The organism is Burkholderia sp. BCC1996, from assembly GCF_905339955.1.
Taxonomy (GTDB): Bacteria; Pseudomonadota; Gammaproteobacteria; order Burkholderiales; family Burkholderiaceae; genus Burkholderia.
Map to the genome: position 1 here is coordinate 16,674 of NZ_CAJPHM010000004.1, position 21,858 is coordinate 38,531.

Below are 21,858 nucleotides of genomic sequence, written 5' to 3' on the forward strand. Positions count from 1 at the left end.
CTCCCGAGCCAGCATACCGACCGGCCAGCCGCCCGCGTCATCCGAACGGAGTAGACGACGCGGGCCGTGCCGGAGCGACGCAGCGTGCGTCGCGCTGGCGCCGCTTACGCGGTGCGTTCGCGCAGCAGGTACGCGACGATGCGTTCCGCCGCGGCCTCCGGCGACTCGGCCACCGTATCGATGCGCAGTTCCGGCTGCGCCGGCGGCTCGTACGGCGAGTCGATGCCCGTGAAGTGCTTCAGTTCGCCCTTGCGCGCCTTCTTGTACAGCCCCTTCGGATCGCGTTCCTCGGCGACCGCGAGCGGCGTGTCGACGAACACTTCGACGAACTCGTCGGGACGAACCAGCGCGCGCGCCATGTCGCGTTCCGCGCGGAACGGCGAGATGAACGACACGAGCGTGATGAGCCCGGCATCGAGCATCAGCCGCGCGACTTCGGCCACGCGCCGGATGTTCTCCACGCGATCGGCCTCGGTGAAGCCGAGATCGCGGTTCAGGCCGTGCCGCACGTTGTCGCCGTCGAGCAGGTACGTGTGCTTGCCGAGCGCATGCAGGCGCCGCTCGACGAGGTTCGCGATCGTCGACTTGCCCGCGCCCGACAGCCCGGTCAGCCATACGATGCGCGGCGTCTGCGCCTTCTGCACCGCGCGCGCGTCGCGGTCGACGTCGACGGCCTGCCAGTGCACGTTGTGCGCGCGGCGCAGCGCGAAGTGCAGCATCCCGGCGCCGACCGTGTCGTTGGTGAAGCGGTCGATCACGATGAAGCCGCCGGTGTGGCGATTCAGGTCGTACGGATCGAACGCGACGGGCCGGTCGAAGCTCAGGTTGCACACGCCGATCTCGTTCAGCGCGAGCGTGCGCGCGGCGAGATGCTCGCGCGTGTTCACGTCGATCTTGTACTTCGGCGTCGCGCAGGTCGCGCCGACCGTCTGCGTGCCGAGCTTCACGAGATACGGCCGGCCCGGTAGCAGCGGTTCGTCGTGCATCCACACGAGCGTCGCCTCGAACTGGTCGGCGACTTCCGGTGGCGCGTCGGCACGCGCGATCATGTCGCCGCGACTGATGTCGATCTCGTCGGCGAGCGTGAGCGTCACCGCTTCGCCGGCGCGCGCGACATCGGCTTCGCCGGCCGGCGTGATCACCGACGCAACGCGGCTCTCCTTGCCGGACGGCAGCACGCGCACGCGTTCGCCGACGCGCACTTCGCCCGACGCGATGCTGCCGGCATAACCGCGGAAGTTCAGGTGCGGACGGTTGACCCATTGCACGGGCAGCCGGAACGGTTCGTCGCGCGTCACGCGCTCGACGAGCGGCAGCGTGTCGAGATGCCGCATCAGCGGCGGGCCCGCGTACCACGGCATCCGAGCGCTCGATGCGATCACGTTGTCGCCGCGCAGCGCGGACATCGGAATGCTGACGATTTCGTCGAGGCCGAGTTCGGCCGCGAACGCGCGGTAGTCGGCGTCGATACGCTCGAACACGGCGCGGTCGTAGTCGACCAGGTCCATCTTGTTGATCGCGAGCACGACGCGCTTGATGCCGATCAGCGCGACGAGATGGCTGTGGCGGCGCGTTTGCGTGAGCACGCCCTTGCGCGCGTCGATCAGGATCACCGCGAGATCGGCGGTCGACGCGCCGGTGATCATGTTGCGCGTGTACTGCTCGTGGCCTGGTGTGTCGGCGACGATGAACTTGCGTCGCGCGGTCGCGAAGAAGCGATATGCGACGTCGATCGTGATGCCCTGTTCGCGCTCGGCCGACAGGCCGTCGACGAGCAGCGCGAAATCGAGTTCGCCGCCTTGCGTGCCGACCTTCTTCGAATCGGCTTCGAGCTGGGTCAACTGGTCGTCGAACAGCATGTTCGATTCGTAGAGCAGGCGGCCGATCAGCGTGCTCTTGCCGTCGTCGACGCTGCCGCACGTGATGAAGCGCAGCAGGTCCTTCGTTTGCGCATCGTCGGCGTGCATGTCGGGCGTCGTGTGCGCAAGTGCCTCGGGGGCGGTGAGTACGTGTGCCATCAGAAATATCCCTCCTGTTTCTTCTTTTCCATCGAACCGGCCGAATCGCTGTCGATCAGTCGTCCCTGGCGCTCGGACGTGCGCGTGTCGCGCATCTCCTGCAGGATGTCGTCGAGCGAGCTCGCATCGCTGTCGATCGCACCCGTCAGCGGATAGCAGCCGAGCGTGCGAAAGCGCACCTTGCGCATCTGCGGCACTTCGCCGTCGCGCAGCGGCAGGCGTTCGTCGTCGACCATGATCAGCGCGCCGTCGCGCTCGACCACCGGCCGCTCCTTTGCGTAGTAGAGCGGAACGATCGGAATGTCGTGCAGCCGGATGTATTGCCAGATGTCGAGTTCGGTCCAGTTGGAAATCGGGAATACGCGCAGGCTTTCGCCGCGGCGCTTGCGCGCGTTGTACAGCGACCAGAGTTCGGGACGCTGGCGCTTCGGATCCCAGCGGTGCTGCTCCGAGCGCAGCGACACGATGCGCTCCTTCGCGCGCGATTTCTCCTCGTCGCGGCGCGCGCCGCCGAACGCGGCGTCGAAACCGTAGTGGTCGAGCGCCTGCTTGAGCCCCTGCGTTTTCCACACGTCGGTGTGCACGGCCGAGCCGTGCGTGAACGGATTGATGTCGTTCGCGACGCCGTCGGGGTTCACGTGCACGCGCAGGTCGAGGCCGAGGCGCGCGGCCGTCTCGTCGCGAAACGCGATCATCTCGCGGAACTTCCACGTCGTATCGACGTGCAGCAGCGGAAAGGGCGGTTTCGCCGGGTAGAACGCCTTCATCGCGAGGTGCAGCATGACCGAGCTGTCCTTGCCGATCGAATAGAGCATCACCGGGTTTTCGCTTTCCGCGACCACCTCGCGCATGATGTGGATGCTTTCGGCCTCCAGTCGCTCCAAGTGGGTCAACATCGTTCGTCTCCTTGTTGCATGCCGGTGCCGCGCGACATGTGCGGCGTTTCGTGCATGACGCCAACGGTATCGAGCGAGGGCGGTGCCGTTCTTCGTCCGGGTGGACTAACACGCGGCGCGGCGGGCAGCGGATCTTTCCTTAGTCCACCCGGACGAAGTGGCGCGCGAGGCGCTCGCTTAAGGTGAGCGCTCGACCATCGGCGGAGACGACACATGACGGACGACACACGCGCCACGCAGTTGCTTTCGGGCCAGACCTGGGCCGATTTCTGCGACACCCTGAAACGCAGCGGCGAGCAGGTCCTGCGCGCCGAGGCGCCGGACGATCCGCTCACGCGCGCGGAAGGATTCCGCTACCTGAGCCGGCTGATGCGCATCGCGCTCGAAATGCACGTCGAGTTCGCGGACGGCGCGTGGCCCGGCTTCTTCTCGCCGTCGCACGAGACCGCGAAGATCGGCGCCGACAATCCGGACAACCTGTACCAGTACGCGCGCCTCGACGGCCGCTGCGAATATCGTGTGACGGGGCGGCGCGGCACGGTCGCGTACCTGAGCTTCGGCACGCAGAAGGGCGGTTACGAGACGGACGGCAAGATGCTGCAGACGGGTTTTCTCGACGCGAAGCAGCTCGAGATCGCGCCGGACGGCAGCTTCGAGATCGTGCTGAGCGAAACGCCGCGCGCGGGCAACTGGGTGCGCATGGAGCCCGGCACGAACGCGCTGCTCGTGCGCCAGACTTTCCTCGACCGGCGCTCGGAGACGCCCGCGCAATTGAAGATCGAACGCATCGGCGCGCACGATCGCCCGGCGCCGCTCGATCCGCTCGTGCTGCAGGGCGGCCTCACGCGTGCCGCGCAGTTCGTCGAGCAGACGGCGAAGCTGTTCGCCGACTGGGCCGCGAGCTACGGCTCGCACGTGAACGCGCTACCGCCTGCGGACCAGGCGCTGTGCCAGTCGGTCGGCGGCGATCCGAACATCTACTACTACCACTCGTGCTGGTCGCTCGCCGACGACGAGGCGCTCGTGATCGATGTCGACACGGTGCCCGACTGCGATTTCTGGAACGTGCAGCTCAACAACTACTGGATGGAGTCGCTCGACTACCGGCACTTCGACATCTGCGTGAACAAGCACAGCGCGCGGCTGAATACGGACGGCGGCGTGACCGTCGTGGTCGCCGCGTCGCGGCCGGGCGGTGCGAACTGGCTCGATACGGCCGGGCATCGCACCGGTACGATCTGCTGGCGCTGGGTCGGCGCCGCGCAGCCGGTGCATCCGCGCACGCGCGTCGTCAAGCTCGCCGCGCTGAAGGAGGCCGCATGAACGCGCCGCTCGACCCGATCCGCACCCAGCTCGACGCCGACGCGCTGATCGCCGAGGCCGTGTCGCGCACGGGCGGCCTCACCGCGTTCGGCGACGGCCCGTATCGCGAGGCGCTCGACGTGATGTGCGCGTCGCTGAGCGACGAAGCGAAGCTGTCGGCGCGCGGCGTGGCGATGATGCGCGAGAAACTCGTCGGCCAGCTCGTGAACCGGCTCGTTATCGAGGATTACTTCGGCCGTCATCCGGAGATCGCCGACATCGAGATCGACGATCCGCTCGTGATCGTCGGGCTGCCGCGCACCGGCACGACGCTGCTGCAGCGGCTGCTCGCGGTCGATCCGCGCTTTTATTCGGCCGCGTGGTGGGAAACGCGCTATCCGGCGCCGCTCGCCGGCGAGACGCTCGATGCGCCGACCGTGCGCATCGCGCGCGCGCAGGCCGAGGTCGCGACGATGATCGACTGCATTCCGCAGATCCTCGCGATCCATCCGCTCGACGCGATGCTCGCCGACGAGGAGTTCATGCTGATGGAGCATTCGTTCGTGTGCGCGATGGATTCGTACGCGAACGTGCCGGGTTATACGGCGTGGCTCGCGAAGCAGGACCTGACGCCGGTCTACACGTACCTGAAGCGGATGCTGCAGTTCCTGCAGTGGCAGAAGGCGCAACGCGGCGTTGCGCCGGCCGCGCGCTGGCTGCTGAAGACGCCGCAGCATCTGCATGCGCTCGACGTGCTGTGCCGCGTGTTTCCGCGGGCACAGGTCGTGCTCACGCATCGCGACCCGGCGCAGACGATTCCGTCGATGGCGAGCATGGCGCACACGCTGTGGCAGATGTATGCGGACGACCCGGATCCGCGCACGGTCGGCGCGCAGTGGAACGCCGGCATGGCGCGCGCGATCGGCGCGGCGATGACGGCGCGCGACGCGCTGCCGGCCGAGCGCTTTCTCGACGTGCGGTTCGAGGACACGGTGTCGGATCCGCTCGGCGTGGCCGAAGCCGTGTACCGTTTCGCGGAGATGTCGCTGGACGAGCCGCAGCGCGCGGCGATGACGGCCTGGATGGCGCGCAACGGCCGCGACAAGCGCGCCGCGCACGATTACTCGATCGCGCGCTTCGGCTTCACCGATGCGCAACTGGCGGACGACTTCGCCGCGTATCGCGCGCGGCACCTGCGGGCGGCCGGCTGACGGCGCGCCCGCGAGACGAACCATAACCAGGAGACAACCCATGTTGCTGAAGGACAAGATCGTCGTGATTTCAGGGATCGGGCCGGGGCTCGGTGTGAAGCTCGCCGTCGAGGCGGCACGCGAGGGCGCGCGCGGCGTGGTCGTCGCGGCACGCACGATGGAAAAGCTCGACGATGCGGAAGCGCGGATCCGCGCACTCGACGTCGCGTGCGACGTGCTGAAGGTGCGCACCGACATCGCCGAGCGCGCGCAGTGCCGGCAGCTCGCGACGCAGGCGGTCGAGCGCTTCGGCCGGATCGACGCGCTCGTGAACAGCGCGTTCGCGCACGGCACGTTCCCGGAGCCGGTCGAGGAAGCCGATCTCGACGGCTGGCGCGCGGTGTTCGACACCAACGTGTTCGGCACGATGACGCTCACGCAGGAAATCGTGCCGCACATGAAGCGGCAGAAGCGCGGCGCGATCGTGATGATCAACTCGCAGGCGACCCGCAAGCCGTTTGCAGGGGAAGCGGGCTACGCTGTATCGAAGGGCGCGCTCGCGGTTGCGGCAAAATACCTGGCGCGCGAGCTCGGCGTGCACGGGATCCGCGCGAACAGCATCCACATGGGCTGGATGTGGGGCGTGCCGACGCAGACGTATTTCCGGCAGGCGGCCGCCGAGCACGGCACGACGGAGGAGGCGATCATCGCACCGATCGCGTCGAACATCGCGCTCGCGAAGCTGCCGACCGACGACGACTGCGCGCGCGCGGCGCTGTTCCTCGCGTCGGATTACGCGAACGCGGTGACCGGCGCGACGCTCGACGCGAACGGCGGCGATTTCATGCCCTGAGGACGGAGCAACGGATCATGCAGGAACGACAACAGGAACAGGGGCGCCACTTCTTCGCGTTCAACGGCGATGCGGACGGCCTGTGCGCGCTGCAGCAGCTGCGGCTCGCGGAGGGCGAACGCGGCACGCTCGTGACCGGCGTGAAGCGCGACATCAGGCTGCTCGAGCGCATCGACGCGCGGGCCGGCGACCGCGTGACCGTGCTCGACGTGTCGCACGACCAGAACCGCGACGCATGCGCGCGGCTGCTGCGCGACGGCGCCGCAGTTCGCTACTTCGACCATCACTTCGCGGGCGAGCTGCCCGGCGATCCGCGTTTCGACGCGTATATCGACACGGCCGCCGACGTCTGCACGAGCGCGCTCGTGAACCGCCGTCTCGGCGGCCGGCATGTGCGCTGGGCGATCGTCGCGGCGTTCGGCGACGAACTGCCGGCGCTCGGCGACGCGCTCGCGCGCGAATACGGGATCGACGCAGCCGAACGCGGCACGCTGGCCGAACTCGGGCTCTACCTGAACTACAACGCCTACGGCGAATGCGTCGGCGACCTGCATTTCGATCCGGCCGTGCTGGCCGACGCGATGCTGCCATGCGTCGATCCGCTCGACTTCGTGCGCGACACGCCGGTGTTCGCCGCGCTGCGCGACGGCTATCGCGACGACATGGCGCTCGCGGGCGCACTCGCGCCGTTGCGCGACGTGCCGGGCGCGACGCTGATCAGGATGCCGGATCATCCGTGGGCGCGGCGCGCGACGGGGATGCTCGCAAACGAGCGGATGCGCAATGCGCCGCATGCGGCGCTCGCGGTGCTGTCGCCACGCGCGCAGGGCGGGTTCGTGGTCAGCGTGCGCGTGCCGGACGGCCGGGCGCTCGGCGCGGACGAATTCTGCCGCGGCTTCCCGACCGGCGGCGGGCGCAAGCGCGCGGGCGGCATCAACCATCTGCCGGAAACCGAATTCGACGCGTTCGCCGCGCGCTTCGAAGCGGCGTTCCGTCTCGACTGACCCGAGGGCCTGCGACACGCGCGCCGTGCGGCGATGCCACGGCGCGCGCGTCGTGCGACGTGTCGGTGTTCAGCCGGTCGCGTTCGCAAGCACGGCCGGCACGTTGTGGCCGTAGCAGCGTTCCTCGACGCGCTCGGCGATGCGCCAGCCCTGCGCGGTGCGCACGAACCGGTCGACGTACCACAGCCCGAGAAACATCACCTGCGTGCCGCCGTCCGGCAGCGCGACTTCCATCGGATTGAAACAGATCGTGCGGCCGCGCGCGGTGTCGCCGTCGAGCGTGATCGACAGGTTGCCGACCATGTGCTGGTACTGCGGGAACTGCGGCAGCACGGTGCGCAGCCACGCCTTGACGTCCGGATACGTGCCGGCGATGCCGCCCATCGCGCGATAGTCGATCGTCGCGTCGCGCATGAATACGGCATCGAGCGCGTCGAAGTCGCGCGCATCGATCGCGCTCGAGTACGCGACGATCAGTTCGCGGAGGTCGTGATGATCGGAGAGGGTCTGCAGGTCGGGCATCGGTTGCGCTCCGTCACGCGCTTTTGCGCCGGCGGGCCGCATGCAGCGCTTCCGCGCGCAGCTTCACGTCGCGCGCGCACTGGTCGAACCCCTGTTTCACCCAGCCGCCGTGCTCGCGCATGATCGTTTCCGCGTTGAGGCCGAGGAACTGGTCCGTCGTGAAGTAGCGGCAGCGCTCGGCGCCGTCGGCTTCGACGTACTGGTCGCGGCGCGCGGCGTCCTTGTTGTCGTCGGTCGGGCGCTGCTCCCACGACAGCAGGCGCTCGGGCTCGCATGCGACGAGGATTTCGTTGACGGGAATCACCGTCTCCGTGCCGGGAATGCGCACCTGCATGTGCACGAAGTCGCCGATCCGGCCGGTCGTCTCGAGGCCGACGCAGAACGTGTTCCATTCGCCGTAGCGCGGGAAGTCGGTCAGCACTTCCCAGACGACGGCAGCGGGGGCGTCGATCGCGACGGTGATCGAGGTGACGAGATTGGCTGGTTTGGTCATGGCGGGTATCGAATGTGAGTGAGGGAGCGGAGGGGGCCGCGGCTGCGCCCGCACGGGCGGGTACGCGCCGCGACAGCCGGAACGGGTCGCGCCGGCGCCGACCGGCATGGCGGACGCGCCGTGCAATGCATGGGGCTGAGCGGCGGCCGGCGCGCGTCGCACATCGCGGCGAACCCGACATCGAGCGTAGGCCGGTGCGTGCGGCGAAGAATCGTCGGAACGGACTAAGGCGTTTCACCGGGCTGGCGATCCGGTGTCGGCGTCGGTACGCGACGCACGCGCGCGGTACGCCGTGCGGTTCGAACGTCGACATCGCGCGAACCTGCCGCGACAATACCGGTCACTCTTCAGTTTCCTGCCCGAGGTGCCCGTGCCAGCGAAGTCGACCATTGCTCCTGCCGTCGTGTGGTTCCGCGACGATCTGCGCGTGACCGACCAGCCCGCGCTGACGCGCGCGGTCGCGTCGGGCCGGCCGCTCGTATGCGTGTACGTCGACGACACGGGCGAAGGCGCGGGGCGCGCGCTCGGCGGGGCGGCGCGCTGGTGGCTGCATGGGTCGCTCGCCGGACTCGATGCGGCGCTCGCGCGTCATGGCGGACGCCTGCTGCTGTTGCGCGGCGATGCGCCGCGCGAGATCGAACGCGTCGCGCAGGACACGGGCGCGGCAGCGGTGTACTGGAACCGCCGCTATGCGCAGCCGCAGCGCGATGCCGATGCGGCGTTGAAGGCGTCGCTGAAGGCGCGCGGCCTCGAGGTCGAGAGCAGCAACGGCAGCCTGCTGAACGAACCGTGGGACGTGCTGACGGGCGCCGGCACGCCGTTCCAGGTGTTCACCGCGTACTGGCGCGCGGTGCGGCGCGATCGCACGGTGGCGGCGCCGCTGCCGGAGCCCGAGCGGATCGCGTTTCATCCGTGGCCGGCCGGCGTGCGCGAACGCGCGCTGCCGCTCGACGCGCTCGCGTTGCGTCCGCACGCGCCGGACTGGGCGGGCGGCCTGCGCGACGCGTGGCCGGCACCCGACGAAGCCGGCGCGCAGGCGCGGCTCGACGCGTTTTCCGTGGAGTCGCTGGCCGGCTATGCCGATACGCGCGACCGGCCCGACCGGTCGGCGACGAGCCGGCTGTCGCCGTGCCTGCGCTTCGGCAACCTGTCGCCGCGACAGGTGTGGCATGCGGTGCAGGGTGCGGCACAGGCGGGCGGTGCGGCCTGCGCGGCCGGCGCCGAGAAGTTCCTGAGCGAACTCGGCTGGCGCGAATTCAGCCATGTGCTGCTGTATTACTTTCCGGCGCTCGCGACCGACAACTTCCGCGCGCAGTTCGACGCGATGCCGTGGCGCGACGATCCTGCCGCGCTGCGCGCGTGGCAGCGCGGACTGACCGGTTACCCGCTCGTCGATGCGGGGATGCGCGAGCTGTGGACGACCGGCTGGATGCACAATCGCGTGCGGATGGTCGTCGCATCGTTTCTCGTCAAGCATCTGCTGATCGACTGGCGGGCCGGCGAGCGCTGGTTCCACGACACGCTCGTCGACGCGGATGCCGCGAACAACCCGGCGAACTGGCAATGGGTGGCCGGCTGCGGCGCCGACGCCGCGCCGTATTTCCGCATCTTCAATCCGGTGACGCAGGGCCGGAAGTTCGACCCGCAAGGGGCGTACGTGCGCCGCTGGGTGCCGGAACTCGCGGGCCTCGACGCGGTGACGATCCACGCGCCGTGGGAGGCATCCCCGATGGAGCTTGCGGCGGCCGGCGTGCGGTTCGACGTCGACTATCCGGCGCCGATCGTCGATCACGACGGCGCGCGCCGTCGCGCGCTCGATGCGCTGGCCTCGTTGCCGAAGCGTCGCCAGGCGTGACCGGCCGTCGCTGCGCGCGGCACGGTTCGCCGCGTCAGTCGCAGAACGCCGCGTGCTCGAGCAGCGCGAGCGCGACGCCCGAATCGAAGTAGGCCGCGCCGCACCACGCGACGAACGCGAGCGCGCCGGCGGCCAGCGCCGCGCGCATCACGCCCATGCGGCTTTGCCCGGCACCGGCCGCGCGATGCGCGCGTCGTCGATCGGCAGGTGCAGCAGCGCGGCCAGCACGCCGAGCGCGATCGAGCCGATCCACAGCGGCAGGTACGAATGCGTCGCGTCGTACACGAGCGCGCCGAGCCAGACGCCGAAGAAACTGCCGAGCTGGTGCCCGAAGAACACGAAGCCGAACAGCGTCGCGATGTAGCGCACGCCGAACACCTGCGAGATCACGCCGTTGGTCAGCGGCACCGTGCCGAGCCACGTGAAGCCCATCACGGCCGCGAACACGTAGACGCTCGCGGGCGACAACGGCGCTGCAACGAACGCGACCATCGCCAGCGCGCGGACGAGGTACAGCACGGACAGCACGTACTTGCGCCGCAGCAGGCTGCCGAGATGGCCGCATGCGTAGGTGCCGGCCACGTTGGTCAGCGCGATCAGCGCGAGCGCGACGCTCGCGTGGCGCGCCGGCAGGCCGTGATCGAGCAGGTAGGCGGGCAGGTGGGTCGCGATGAACGCGAGCTGGAACCCGCACGCGAAGAATCCCGCGTTCAGCAGCCAGAAGCCGCGATGCGCGAACGCTTCGCGCACCGCCGCGCCGATCGACTGGTCGGGGCCGTCCGCGCGGCTCGCGGCCTGCGCGGGCCGGTCGCGCACCAGCACGGCGAGCGGCGCGAGCAGCGCGGCGACGACGGCGAGCGCGACGAAGGCATGCTGCCAGCCGATGCCGCCGATCAGCACCTGCGCGACCGGCACCATGCAGAACTGGCCGAGCCCGCCGATCGCGCCGGCGACGCCGAGCGCCCAGCCGCGCCGGTCGGGCGGAAACAGGCGGCTCAGCGCGCCGTAGATCGACGCGAAGGCCGACCCCGACAGCGCGACGCCGATCACGAACCCCGCGCCAGCCGTGAACACGCCGGCCGACGCGGCGAACGCCATCGTGACGAGCCCGGCCGCGTACAGCAGCATGCCGGCGACGATCACGCGCACCGACCCGAAGCGGTCGGCGATCATGCCGGTGAACGGTTGCGCGATGCCCCAGATCAGGTTCTGCAGCGCGAGCGCGAGGCCGAACGCCTCGCGCGACCAGCCGTGGTCGAGCGTGACGGGGGCGAGGAACAGTCCCTGCACGTGGCGGATGCCGAGCGCGGCGCCCATGATCAGGCCGCCCGCGAGCACCGGCAGCCAGCGGCGCCGGGCGTCTTGTTCGATCGGGGTCATGCGTGTCTCCGGATGGATGCGTGCGGCGCGGCGGCCGCGTTCGATCCGATTAGACGATTCGGTGCCGGGGCGCTCAAGCGATCATTCGGTCGCGTTCGCATGCGTGCGGGGAATGCGATGCGGTTCGGATGCGATGTCGGTGACGCGGGCTGCACGCGCCGGATGCGTGAAGCCGCTGCGCCGCATGCAGCCGGCGTGACAGGCGGCCGATGCAGCGGGGACGGGGCGTCGGTGCATTGCCCGTGGCGGCGTTCATGTACGTGCGCAAGACCGCGCCGGCGCCGGCTCGATGCGGGATTTCGCTCGCGGCTCGCGGCTCGCGACTACCGCTGCGCCACGTCGTAGGCGCGCATCGCCGCGTCGCATTCGGCCGCTTCCGCGACAATCCAGTCGCGCACGTCGGCGACTTCGCGGCGCGGTGCCGGATCGTGCCGGAACAGCCAGTAGCCGTACGCATCCGACAACGCCTGCGAGTGCGGGCCGAGCACCGCGAGCCGGCCGTCGGCGAGCATCGGCGCGACGAGCGCGAGCCTGCCGAGCGCGACGCCCTGGCCCGCGATCGCGGCGTGGATGACCTGGTCGTACTGGTTGAAGCGCAGCACGCCCTTCGGGCGCGCGTCGCCGAGCCCGGCCGCGTGCAGGTGCGCACGCCACTGCAGCCGGGTTTGCGGCGGCCCGTCGAATTCGAGCAGCACGTGCTCGGCGATAGCGGCCGCGTCGGTGACGGGCCGGGCGGCCAGCGCGGGGTGCGCGACCGGCACGACGATCTCGTCGAACAGGTGCAGCGCGCCGGCCGGCGCGCGCTCGCGCGGGCAGTAGCGGATTCCGAGGTCGATGCCTTCCGCGCGCAAATCGAGTACCTTGTCGTTCGCGGCCACGCGCAAGTCGATGTCGGGCAGGCGCGCCTGCAGGCGCCCGAGTCTGGGCAGCAGCCACAGCGCGGTGACGCCGATGCTCGCGGTGATCGTGACGGGTTGCCGCTCGCGTGCGGCGGCGAGCGACGCGACGGTGTCCTGCAGGCTGAGCAGCGCCGCATCGGCGGCGCGGAACAGCCGCTCGCCTTCCGGCGTGAACGCGATCTTGCGATAGCCGCGCTGCAGCAGCGCGACGCCGAGATGCGCCTCGAGCGCGTGCACCTGGCGGCTGACCGCCGACTGCGTGACGCACAGGTCCTGCGCGGCGAGCGTGATGCTCATGCGGCGGCCGACGGCGACGAAGCCGCGCACGAGGTCCAGCGACGGGAGACGGACGAGCGGCGTTGACATGCGTAGGGCTCATGCGAACGGAGCAGCAAGATTGGTTGAGAACGTCCGGCGCGTCAAGTTCAATGGAGGCTGGCCGATCGGGCGGGCGCCGGGCAGGCGGCGCCGCACAGGAGACACGATGACGATTTCGAACGAAGCAGGCGGGGCCGCGTGCAGCACGCGCGCGCCGGAACAGGCGCCCGGGCGCCCGGCGGGCGCGTTGCCGCCGGAGCCCGTGACGCTGATCGCGACCGACGGTTATGCGCTGCGCGGCTACGTGTGGCGCCACCGCGGCAGCACCGTGCGGCCGGTGACGGTCGTCAATTGCGCGACGTCGGTGCGCTGCGACTACTACTTCCGTTTCGCGGCCTGGCTGTTCGCGCAGGGGCGCGACGTGCTCGTGTACGACTATCGCGGGATCGGCGGCTCGCGCCCCGCGCGGCTCGCGAAGCTGCGCGCGAACTGGCTCGACTGGGGGCGGCTCGATTGCGAGGCCGCGCTGCAATACGCGCGCGATGCATTTCCGGGCCAGCCGCTCGACGTCGTCGCGCACAGCATCGGCGGCTGCGTGCTCGGGCTCGCGGCGTCGAACGCGTACGTGCGTCACGTGGTGACGGTGGGCGCGCAGTATGCGTACTGGCGCGACTATCGGCCGGAAGAGCGGCGGCGCATGTGGTGGAAATGGCACGTCGCGATGCCGGCGCTCGCGGCTGTGTTCGGCTACGTGCCCGCGAAGCGGCTCGGCTGGATGGAAGACACGCCGCGCGGCGTCGCGCTGTCGTGGGTGCGCGCGCAACCGCGCTTCGAGGACGCCTTCACGCACGGCCTGCTCGCCGAACCCGCGGCGAGCCGCGCCGCGCTGCCGGCCCGCTTCGCGCGGCTGCCGGCGTCGATGCTCGCGATCGGCCTCGACGACGACGGGTTCGGCACGGTCGACGCGATCGAACGGCTGGTCGGCTACTACACGGGCAGCGACGTCACGCACCTGCGGATCGCGCCGCGCGACATCGGCGTCGACGCGATAGGCCACTTCGCGTTCTTCCACAGCCGCTTCACCGACACGCTGTGGCCCGTCGCGCTGTCCTGGCTGCAACACGGCGCGCTGCCGGCCGATGCGCCGGGCCGCGTCCACGCGCGCCATCCGGCGCAGCGTGCGCGTCTGGCGGGAAGCGGCGTGCCGGGTGCCGTCGCGCACGGGTGAACGCGCGCGCAACCCGGCCATCGCGTCGATGAGACGGTTGCACCGGCTGCCGCTGCCGACGATCTCGGTCGCGATGCGTCGGTCTCCGTCCCGTACGATCGATTAACATCGAACGTTTCGTTCGCCTGGCTGCCGCGTGCCGATGTCCATTCCACCCGATTCCGAGATTGCCGACGACCTGTCCCGCGCGAGGCGCGTGCACCTGCTCGATGTGCCGCCTGCCGCGTCGCGTGCCGGCGTGCAGGTCGCGCGCGTCGATTTCGACTGGCGCGTGCCGCTCGCATCGCCCGCCTACGCGGCGCTGAGCGACGCGGAGCGGGCGCGTGCCGGGCGCTATCTGCGGCACGAGGATGCGGTGCGCAGTGCCGCGACGCGCGCCGCGCTGCGCGACGTGCTCGGTGCGGCGCTCGGCGTCGCGCCGAAGGACGTCGCGATCGTCGTCGACGCATCGGGACGGCCGTCGCTGGATCCCGCGTATCGCGCGTCGCTCGATTTCAACGTGTCGCACGCGGGCGATCACGCGCTCATCGCGTGGGCGGCGACGGGGCGCGTCGGCGTCGATATCGAAAGCTGCAACCGCACGGCCGACTGGCGTGCGCTGACGCGCGAAGTGTGCGCGGCCGCCGAGGCTGCGTATCTCGACGGCCTGCCGCTCGCCGCCCGCGCGGACGCGTTCATGCGCGTGTGGGCCGCGAAGGAGGCGCTGCTGAAGGCGCTGGGCACCGGCATCGTCGGCGGGCTGCGCGCGTTCGCGGTCGTGCCGCCGCGCGATGCGGCGACGCCCGCGACGACGATCGTCGAGCCGGCCGCGCCCGCCGCCGGCGTGGCCGCGTTCGACGCGGGCTGGCTCGACGCGGCGCCCGGTTACGCGGCGTGCGTCGCGTGGGCGCGCTGACCGCGTTGCAGCGCGCGACGCTCATTCGAGCGGTACGTCGTTGGGCGCCGCGTAGCGCGCCTTGATCACGTCGCTCATCGGGAACTCGAACGCGAGCCCCTTCGGCGGCACCGGCTTCATGAACCACTTGTCGTACAGCGCGTTGATCTCGCCGCTCTTCATCAGCTGCACGAGCACGCCGTCGACGAGCGCCTTGAACTGCGGATCGTCCTTGCGCAGCATGAACCCGTACGCTTCCGACGATTGCGGCGTGCCGACGATCGCCCAGTCGGCCGGCTTCGCCGCGAGCTGGCGCACGCCGGCGAGCAGCACGTCGTCCATCATGTACGCGGCCGCGCGGCCCGATTCGAGCGTGAGGCGTCCTTCGCCGTAGTCCTTCGCGCTGATGATCTGCATGTTCATCTTCTTTTCCTCGTTCATCTTGCGCAGCAGGCGTTCGGACGTCGTGCCCTGGTTCGTCACGACCGTCTTGCCGGCGAGATCGGGGAAGTCGCGGATGCCCGAGTTCGTGCGCGTGAGCAGGCGCGTCGTCGCGACGAAGAAGGTGGTCGAGAACGCGACCTGCGCGTGACGCGCGGCGAGGTTGGTGGTCACCCCGCATTCGAGATCGACGGTGCCGTTCTGCACGAGCGGGATGCGGTTCTGCGACGTGACCGGGATGAAGCGCGCCTGCAGGTCGGGCTTGCCGGTGCGCGCCTTCACGGCGGCGATCACGCGGTCGCACAGGTCCTGCGAGAAGCCGATCACCTTGCCGCTCGCGTCGACATAGGAGAACGGCACCGACGTCTCGCGATGACCGATCGAGATCAGGCCGCTTTGCCGCACCTTCTCGAGCGTGCCGGACAGCGGTTCCGCGGCGAGCGATGCGCCGCACGCGAGCGCGCACGCGGCGACGAGCAGGCTGCGGCCGAGGAGGGTGGTCAACCGGGGCGCAATGGTCATGGCGGATCTCCGTGGGCGGATCGTAGGGAAGCGTCGATTCGTATGTTGCCAAAGACAAAATAATTGCAACATATGTTAATTGCGAGGCCTGTCTGGCCGCTCCGGCGCGCCGCGCCGGACATCAGGGAAACTCCCGAGTCGGAATTATGAAAAACAGGTTGTCTAGACAAGTCGCGGTGGCTACACTGCAATCCATCCCGAACTTGTCTAGACAGGATTGCTCACATGATTACGTTGACCCCCGGCCACCTGACCCTTCCGCAACTGCGCAAGATCGCTCGCGAATCCGTGCAGCTCAAGCTCGACCCGGCGAGCTTCGCGAAGATCGACGCGGGCGCGAAGGCCGTCGCCGACATCGCGGCGAAGGGCGAGCCCGCATACGGCATCAACACGGGTTTCGGCCGCCTGGCCAGCACGCACATCCCGCACGACCAGCTCGAGCTGCTGCAGAAGAACCTGGTGCTGTCGCATGCGGTCGGCGTGGGCGAGCCGATGGCGCGCTCGTCGGTGCGTCTCCTGATGGCACTGAAGCTGTCGAGCCTCGGCCGCGGCCACTCGGGCATCCGTCGCGAAGTGATGGACGCGCTGATCACGCTGTTCAACGCCGACGTGCTGCCGCTGATCCCGGTGAAGGGCTCGGTCGGCGCATCGGGCGACCTGGCACCCCTCGCGCACATGTCGGCCGTGCTGCTGGGCGTCGGTGAAGTGTTCATCCGCGGCGAGCGCGCGAGCGCACTCGACGGTCTGCGTGTCGCGGGCCTCGCGCCGCTGACGCTGCAGGCGAAGGAAGGCCTCGCGCTGCTGAACGGCACGCAGGCATCGACCGCGCTGGCGCTCGACAACATGTTCGCGATCGAAGACCTGTACCGCACGGCGCTCGTCGCCGGCGCGCTGTCGGTCGACGCGGCTGCCGGCTCGGTGAAGCCGTTCGACGCACGTATCCACGAACTGCGCGGCCATCAAGGCCAGATCGACGCGGCAGCGTCGTACCGCGACCTGCTCGAAGGCTCGCCGATCAACCAGTCGCACCGCGACTGCGACAAGGTGCAGGATCCGTACAGCCTGCGCTGCCAGCCGCAGGTGATGGGCGCGTGTCTGGACCAGATGCGCCATGCAGCCGCCGTGCTGCTGGTCGAAGCGAACGCCGTGTCGGACAACCCGCTGATCTTCCCGGATACCGGCGAAGTGCTGTCGGGTGGCAACTTCCACGCTGAACCTGTCGCTTTCGCAGCCGACAACCTCGCGCTGGCCGCATCGGAAATCGGCGCGCTGGCCGAGCGCCGCATCGCGCTCCTGATCGACGCGACGCTGTCGGGCCTGCCCCCGTTCCTCGTGAAGGACGGCGGCGTGAACTCGGGCTTCATGATCGCCCACGTGACGGCGGCCGCCCTGGCATCGGAAAACAAGACGCTCGCGCACCCGGCATCGGTCGACTCGCTGCCGACCTCGGCGAACCAGGAAGACCACGTGTCGATGGCGACGTTCGCCGCACGCAAGCTCGCCGACATCGCGGACAACACGAAGCACATCCTCGCGATCGAACTGCTGGCCGCCGCTCAAGGCGTCGACCTGCGCGCGCCGTATCACACGAGCCCGAAGCTCGCGCCGGTGATGGAAACGATCCGCGGCAAGGTTGCGCACTACGAGCTCGACCACTACTTCGCACCGGACATCGCGGTGATCGCGAAGCTCGTCGGCGAGCGCGCGTTCGCGAAAGTCGCGCCGTTCTCGTTCGCATCGGAACAGTAAGCCCATGAGCGCGCCGGTCTACCAGGAGATCAAGGATTTCATCCTGGGCCGCATTCACGCCGGCGAGTGGGCGGAGGGCGACCAGGTGCCCTCCGAGAACGAACTGGCCCGCGAGTTCAAGGTCGCGCGCATGACCGTCAACCGCGCGTTGCGCGAGTTGACGGCCGAGCAGGTGCTGACGCGCATGAAGGGCGCCGGCACCTACGTCGCGCGGCCGAAGTACGAGTCGACGCTCGTCGCGATCCGCAGCATCTCGGAAGAGGTCGACGCGCGCGGGCATGCGTACCGCGCCAGCGTGCTCGGCCTCGAGACGATCCGCGCCGACGAGGCGCTCGCCGACGAGATGCAGATGGCCGTGCGCGCGAAGCTGTTTTATTCGCAGGTGTTGCACTTCGAGAATGACGAACCCGTCCAGCTCGAAGAACGGTGGGTGAATCCGGCGGTCGCGCCGGATTATGCCGAGCAGGATTTTACGAACACGACGCCGAACCTGTACCTGATGCGCGCGGCCCCGCTGCAGCGCGTCGAGTACCGGATCGAAGCGGCGGCTCCGGCGCCCGAGCGGCGCGAGCAGCTGCGGATGGACGACGTCGAGCCGTGTCTGGTTTTACATCGGCGCACCTGGTCGCAGGGCGTCGTCGCCTCGGTGGCGAATCTGTGGCACCCCGGCAGCCGTTATCGCTTCACCGGGCATTTCTGATTCCTATTTGATATTCATTTTCCTTCGGGAGCAGTCGTCATGAACCATCCGAAACACATCGATCCCCGTCTCGATCCGACCCGCACGATCCGCGCGCCGCGCGGCAGCGAGAAGGTCTGCAAGACCTGGCTGGCCGAAGCGGCCTACCGGATGATCCAGAACAACCTGGATCCGGAAGTCGCCGAGCATCCGCACGCGCTCGTCGTGTACGGCGGCATCGGCCGCGCGGCGCGCAACTGGGAATGCTACGACCAGATCCTCGCGTCGCTGAAGGATCTCGAAGAGAACGAGACGCTGCTGATCCAGTCGGGCAAGCCGGTCGGTGTGTTCCGCACGCACAAGGATGCGCCGCGCGTGCTGCTCGCGAACTCGAACCTGGTGCCGCACTGGGCGACCTGGGATCACTTCCACGAGCTCGACCGCAAGGGCCTGATGATGTACGGCCAGATGACGGCCGGCAGCTGGATCTACATCGGCAGCCAGGGCATCGTGCAGGGCACCTATGAAACCTTCTTCTCGGTCGCGAACCAGCACTTCAACGGCGATCCGTCGGGCCGCTGGATCCTGACGGGCGGCCTCGGCGGCATGGGCGGCGCGCAGCCGCTCGCCGCGACGATGGCCGGCTTCTCGATGATCGCGGTCGAATGCGACGAGACGCGCATCGACTTCCGCCTGAAGACGCGCTACGTCGACAAGAAGGCGACGACGCTCGACGAAGCGCTCGGCATGATCGACGAAGCGAAGCGCACCGGCAAGCCGGTGTCGGTCGGCCTGCTCGGCAACGCGGCCGACGTGTTCGCGGAACTCGTGACGCGCGGTATCACGCCGGACTGCGTGACCGACCAGACGAGCGCGCACGACCCGATCAACGGCTACCTGCCGCAAGGCTGGACCGTCGCGCAATGGCGCGAAGCGCAGAAGGTCGATCCGCAGAGCATCGTGAAGGTCGCGAAGCAGTCGATGGCCGTGCAGGTGCGCGCGATGCTGACGCTGCAGGAGCGCGGCGCCGCCACGCTCGACTACGGCAACAACATCCGCCAGATGGCGCTGGAAATGGGCGTCGAAAACGCATTCGACTTCCCGGGCTTCGTGCCGGCCTATATCCGCCCGCTGTTCTGCGAAGGCAAGGGCCCGTTCCGCTGGGTCGCGCTGTCCGGCGATCCGGAAGACATCTACAAGACCGACCAGAAGGTGAAGGAGCTGATCCCCGACGATCCGCACCTGCACAACTGGCTCGACATGGCGCGTGAGCGCATCGCGTTCCAGGGTCTGCCGGCGCGGATCTGCTGGGTCGGCGTGAAGGATCGCTATCGCCTCGGCCAGGCGTTCAACGAGATGGTGAAGAACGGCGAACTGAAGGCCCCGATCGTGATCGGCCGCGACCACCTCGACACCGGTTCGGTCGCGAGCCCGAACCGCGAGACGGAATCGATGAAGGACGGTTCGGACGCCGTGAGCGACTGGCCGCTGCTGAACGCCCTGCTGAACACCGCAGGCGGCGCATCGTGGGTGTCGCTGCATCATGGCGGCGGCGTCGGCATGGGCTTCTCGCAGCACTCGGGCGTCGTGATCGTCGCCGACGGTACCGCCGAAGCGCACGAGCGTCTCGGCCGCGTGCTGCTGAACGATCCGGCGACGGGCGTGATGCGCCATGCGGATGCCGGCTACGAACTCGCGCAGCAGACGGCCCGCGAAGCCGGCCTGAAGCTGCCGATGCTCGGCCGCTGAGCATGACGGCGCTCGACCAGGCGCCGGTGAACGCGACGATGATCCGCGCGGCGGATCTCGTCGCGTCGCCGTGGAAGAACGGCGGCGGCGTGACGCGCGAGATCGGTGCGTTTCCTCCTGGCGCCGCGCTTGATGCGTTCGCGTGGCGCGTGAGCGTCGCGGACGTCGGCGCGGCCGGTCCGTTCTCGCGTTTCGAAGGGATCGACCGCACGCTCGTGCTGCTGTCCGGCGCGGGCATGACGCTCGCGGAAGAAGGGGGCGCGCGCCACGTGCTCGACGCGCCGCTCGCGCGTGCAGACTTCGCTGGCGAGACGGCGATCGACGCGACGCTGCACGACGGTGCGACGCGCGACTTCAACCTGATGACGCGCCGTTCGGCCGCGCGCGGGACGCTCGACGTGTGGCCCGAAGGCACGCACCGCGTCGAGCGCGCCGATACCGTGCTGCTGTTCTGCGCAACGGGCGCGGTCGGCGTCGAGATCGACGGCGCGCACTACGCACTGCAGGAAATGGACACGCTGCGGCTCGACGGGCCGCAGCGTGCGTTTGACGTCGTCGTGAGCGGAGGCGGCGCGCTGCTCGCCGTGTCGCTCGCCGTCGGCGAACGAGACTGAACGCATGAAACCGACTGTCTGGCATCACCTGAGGCTGTGTCCGCACGGCCATCCCGACGAAACGATCGACGACGCGGCGATCGCCGTCGACGAAACCGGCACGATCGTGTGGCTCGGCGCGTTGTCCGCGCTGCCGCACGGTTATGCGCACTGGCAGCGGGAAGACCTGCACGGCGCGTGGGTGACGCCGGGCCTCGTCGACTGCCATACGCACCTCGTGTACGGCGGCACGCGGGCCGACGAGTTCGCGCAGCGCCTCGCCGGCGTCAGCTACGAGGAGATCGCGCGGCAGGGCGGCGGGATCGTGTCGACGGTGCGCGCGACGCGCGCGGCCGACGAGACGACGCTGTTCGTGCAGGCCGCCGCGCGCCTGCAGCCGCTGCTCGCCGATGGCGTGACGGCGATCGAGATCAAGTCGGGCTACGGGCTCGACCTCGCGAGCGAGCGCAAGATGCTGCGCGTCGCGCGCCAGCTCGGCGAGCGCTTCCCGGTCACGGTCTACACCACGTTCCTCGGCGCGCACGCGCTGCCGCCGGAATATACGGGCCGTGCGGATGAATACATCGACGAAGTGTGCGGCCGGATGCTGCCGGCGCTCGCCGACGAAGGCCTCATCGACGCGGTCGACGTGTTCTGCGAGCGCATCGGCTTTTCGCTCGCGCAGACCGAGCGCGTGTTCGAGGCCGCGACGCGGCGCGGGCTGCCGGTGAAGCTGCACGCGGAGCAGTTGTCGAACGCGGGCGGCACCGCGCTTGCCGCGCGTTATCGCGCGCTGTCGGCCGACCACCTCGAATTTCTCGACGAAGCCGGCATCGAGGCGATGAAGGCGGCCGGCACGGTCGCCGTGCTGCTGCCCGGCGCGTATTACTTCATTCGCGAAACGCAATTGCCGCCGATCGAGCTGCTGCGCAAGCATGGCGTGCCGATCGCGCTCGCGACCGATCACAACCCCGGCACCTCGCCGCTCGAATCGCTGCTGCTGACGCTGAACATGGGCTGCACGCTGTTCCGCATGACGGTGCCCGAGGTGCTGCAGGGCGTGACTCGTCATGCGGCCGCGGCACTCGGCCGCGCGGATCGTCACGGTGCGCTCGAGATCGGCCGCCAGGCCGATTTCGCGGCCTGGTCGGTCGGCTCGCTGTCGGAGCTTGCGTACTGGATCGGCCGGCCGCTGTGCGAGCAGGTCGTGCGCGGCGGCGCGACGGTGTTTCGCCGGATGAACGGCTAGTTTTAGCGGAGGGCCGGACGCGGCGCTGAAGCGTCGGTCCGGTC

19 protein-coding genes and 1 pseudogene are annotated in these 21,858 nt (G+C 69.4%); 12 read left to right on the plus strand and 8 right to left on the minus strand.

All coding sequences use genetic code 11. The annotated features are described in order from the left end of the window. Positions 1-104 precede the first annotated feature (104 nt). Together cysN and cysD are read right to left on the minus strand one after the other, a co-directional pair. Positions 105-2,018, minus strand: a complete 1,914-nt coding sequence (cysN, locus tag U4Z64_RS06295) for a sulfate adenylyltransferase subunit CysN (protein ID WP_321819481.1) — start codon at positions 2,016-2,018, stop codon at positions 105-107. Next, a pseudogene (gene cysD, locus U4Z64_RS06300) lies at positions 2,018-2,941 on the minus strand (sulfate adenylyltransferase subunit CysD); the annotation flags it as partial. The pseudogene cysD and the gene cysN, both read right to left, overlap by 1 nt. A gap of 186 nt (positions 2,942-3,127) precedes the next feature. Here cysD and U4Z64_RS06305 point away from each other — a divergent pair. Genes U4Z64_RS06305 through U4Z64_RS06320 form a run of 4 tightly spaced genes read left to right on the plus strand, consistent with a single transcriptional unit; the run spans position 3,128 to position 7,263 of the window. Then, positions 3,128-4,237: a DUF1214 domain-containing protein gene (locus tag U4Z64_RS06305; RefSeq protein ID WP_321819482.1), complete on the plus strand. Its 1,110-nt coding sequence runs from the start codon at positions 3,128-3,130 to the stop codon at positions 4,235-4,237. Then, a complete protein-coding gene (locus tag U4Z64_RS06310) occupies positions 4,234-5,427 on the plus strand; it encodes a sulfotransferase (protein ID WP_321819483.1) in 1,194 nt (397 codons plus the stop codon). The genes U4Z64_RS06305 and U4Z64_RS06310 overlap by 4 nt, the downstream gene beginning before the upstream one ends. A 40-nt stretch (positions 5,428-5,467) precedes the next feature. After that, complete coding sequence (locus U4Z64_RS06315) at positions 5,468-6,259, plus strand: SDR family oxidoreductase (RefSeq protein ID WP_321819484.1); 792 nt, start codon at positions 5,468-5,470, stop codon at positions 6,257-6,259. A 17-nt stretch (positions 6,260-6,276) separates the two neighbouring features. Continuing rightward, positions 6,277-7,263 carry a hypothetical protein gene (locus U4Z64_RS06320; RefSeq protein WP_044847643.1) on the plus strand — a complete coding sequence of 329 codons (987 nt, stop codon included), beginning with the start codon at positions 6,277-6,279 and terminating at the stop codon, positions 7,261-7,263. Between the two features lie 69 nt (positions 7,264-7,332). On the opposite strand, the gene U4Z64_RS06325 is transcribed toward U4Z64_RS06320, so the two are convergent. Together U4Z64_RS06325 and U4Z64_RS06330 are read right to left on the minus strand one after the other, a co-directional pair. After that, entirely contained in the window at positions 7,333-7,785 is a 453-nt protein-coding gene (locus U4Z64_RS06325) for a nuclear transport factor 2 family protein (protein ID WP_321812599.1), read from the minus strand. A gap of 13 nt (positions 7,786-7,798) precedes the next feature. Continuing rightward, on the minus strand, positions 7,799-8,278 hold the full coding sequence (locus U4Z64_RS06330) for an SRPBCC domain-containing protein (RefSeq protein ID WP_321819485.1): 480 nt from the start codon (positions 8,276-8,278) through the stop codon (positions 7,799-7,801). A gap of 370 nt (positions 8,279-8,648) precedes the next feature. Between U4Z64_RS06330 and U4Z64_RS06335 the strand changes: the two genes are divergently transcribed. After that, positions 8,649-10,133, plus strand: coding sequence for a deoxyribodipyrimidine photo-lyase (locus U4Z64_RS06335; protein ID WP_321819486.1), 1,485 nt, complete (start codon positions 8,649-8,651; stop codon positions 10,131-10,133). Between the two features lie 34 nt (positions 10,134-10,167). On the opposite strand, the gene U4Z64_RS06340 is transcribed toward U4Z64_RS06335, so the two are convergent. The 3 genes from U4Z64_RS06340 to U4Z64_RS06350 form a co-directional block, all read right to left on the minus strand. After that, positions 10,168-10,290, minus strand: a complete 123-nt coding sequence (locus tag U4Z64_RS06340; protein ID WP_044847646.1) for a hypothetical protein — start codon at positions 10,288-10,290, stop codon at positions 10,168-10,170. Continuing rightward, entirely contained in the window at positions 10,281-11,513 is a 1,233-nt protein-coding gene (locus U4Z64_RS06345) for an MFS transporter (protein WP_321819487.1), read from the minus strand. The genes U4Z64_RS06340 and U4Z64_RS06345 overlap by 10 nt, the downstream gene beginning before the upstream one ends. 323 nt (positions 11,514-11,836) lie before the next feature. Continuing rightward, on the minus strand, positions 11,837-12,778 hold the full coding sequence (locus U4Z64_RS06350; protein ID WP_321803855.1) for a LysR substrate-binding domain-containing protein: 942 nt from the start codon (positions 12,776-12,778) through the stop codon (positions 11,837-11,839). 118 nt (positions 12,779-12,896) lie between these two features. Here U4Z64_RS06350 and U4Z64_RS06355 point away from each other — a divergent pair, with 118 nt between their 5' ends. Together U4Z64_RS06355 and U4Z64_RS06360 are read left to right on the plus strand one after the other, a co-directional pair. Next, positions 12,897-13,958 (plus strand): alpha/beta fold hydrolase, encoded by a 1,062-nt coding sequence (locus U4Z64_RS06355; RefSeq protein WP_321819488.1) that lies wholly within the window; start codon positions 12,897-12,899, stop codon positions 13,956-13,958. A 142-nt stretch (positions 13,959-14,100) separates the two neighbouring features. Next, the gene (locus U4Z64_RS06360) at positions 14,101-14,853 is read left to right on the plus strand and encodes a 4'-phosphopantetheinyl transferase family protein (protein ID WP_321819489.1); all 753 of its coding nucleotides are present in this window, start codon (positions 14,101-14,103) and stop codon (positions 14,851-14,853) included. 21 nt (positions 14,854-14,874) lie between these two features. Here the strand turns inward: U4Z64_RS06360 and U4Z64_RS06365 are convergent, their stop codons facing one another. Then, entirely contained in the window at positions 14,875-15,795 is a 921-nt protein-coding gene (locus tag U4Z64_RS06365) for a glutamate/aspartate ABC transporter substrate-binding protein (protein WP_321819490.1), read from the minus strand. 225 nt (positions 15,796-16,020) lie between these two features. Here U4Z64_RS06365 and hutH point away from each other — a divergent pair, with 225 nt between their 5' ends. From hutH to hutI, 5 genes are read left to right on the plus strand one after another with little or no spacing between them, the layout of a single operon-like run. Then, positions 16,021-17,544 (plus strand): histidine ammonia-lyase, encoded by a 1,524-nt coding sequence (gene hutH / locus U4Z64_RS06370; RefSeq protein ID WP_321819491.1) that lies wholly within the window; start codon positions 16,021-16,023, stop codon positions 17,542-17,544. A 4-nt stretch (positions 17,545-17,548) separates the two neighbouring features. Beyond that, entirely contained in the window at positions 17,549-18,244 is a 696-nt protein-coding gene (gene hutC / locus U4Z64_RS06375) for a histidine utilization repressor (protein WP_044847652.1), read from the plus strand. 39 nt (positions 18,245-18,283) lie between these two features. After that, positions 18,284-19,972 carry a urocanate hydratase gene (gene hutU / locus U4Z64_RS06380; protein ID WP_044847653.1) on the plus strand — a complete coding sequence of 563 codons (1,689 nt, stop codon included), beginning with the start codon at positions 18,284-18,286 and terminating at the stop codon, positions 19,970-19,972. A 2-nt stretch (positions 19,973-19,974) separates the two neighbouring features. Beyond that, positions 19,975-20,586 carry a HutD family protein gene (locus U4Z64_RS06385; protein WP_321812604.1) on the plus strand — a complete coding sequence of 204 codons (612 nt, stop codon included), beginning with the start codon at positions 19,975-19,977 and terminating at the stop codon, positions 20,584-20,586. A 4-nt stretch (positions 20,587-20,590) separates the two neighbouring features. Next, the gene (gene hutI / locus U4Z64_RS06390) at positions 20,591-21,814 is read left to right on the plus strand and encodes an imidazolonepropionase (RefSeq protein ID WP_321812605.1); all 1,224 of its coding nucleotides are present in this window, start codon (positions 20,591-20,593) and stop codon (positions 21,812-21,814) included. Positions 21,815-21,858: the final 44 nt, after the last annotated feature.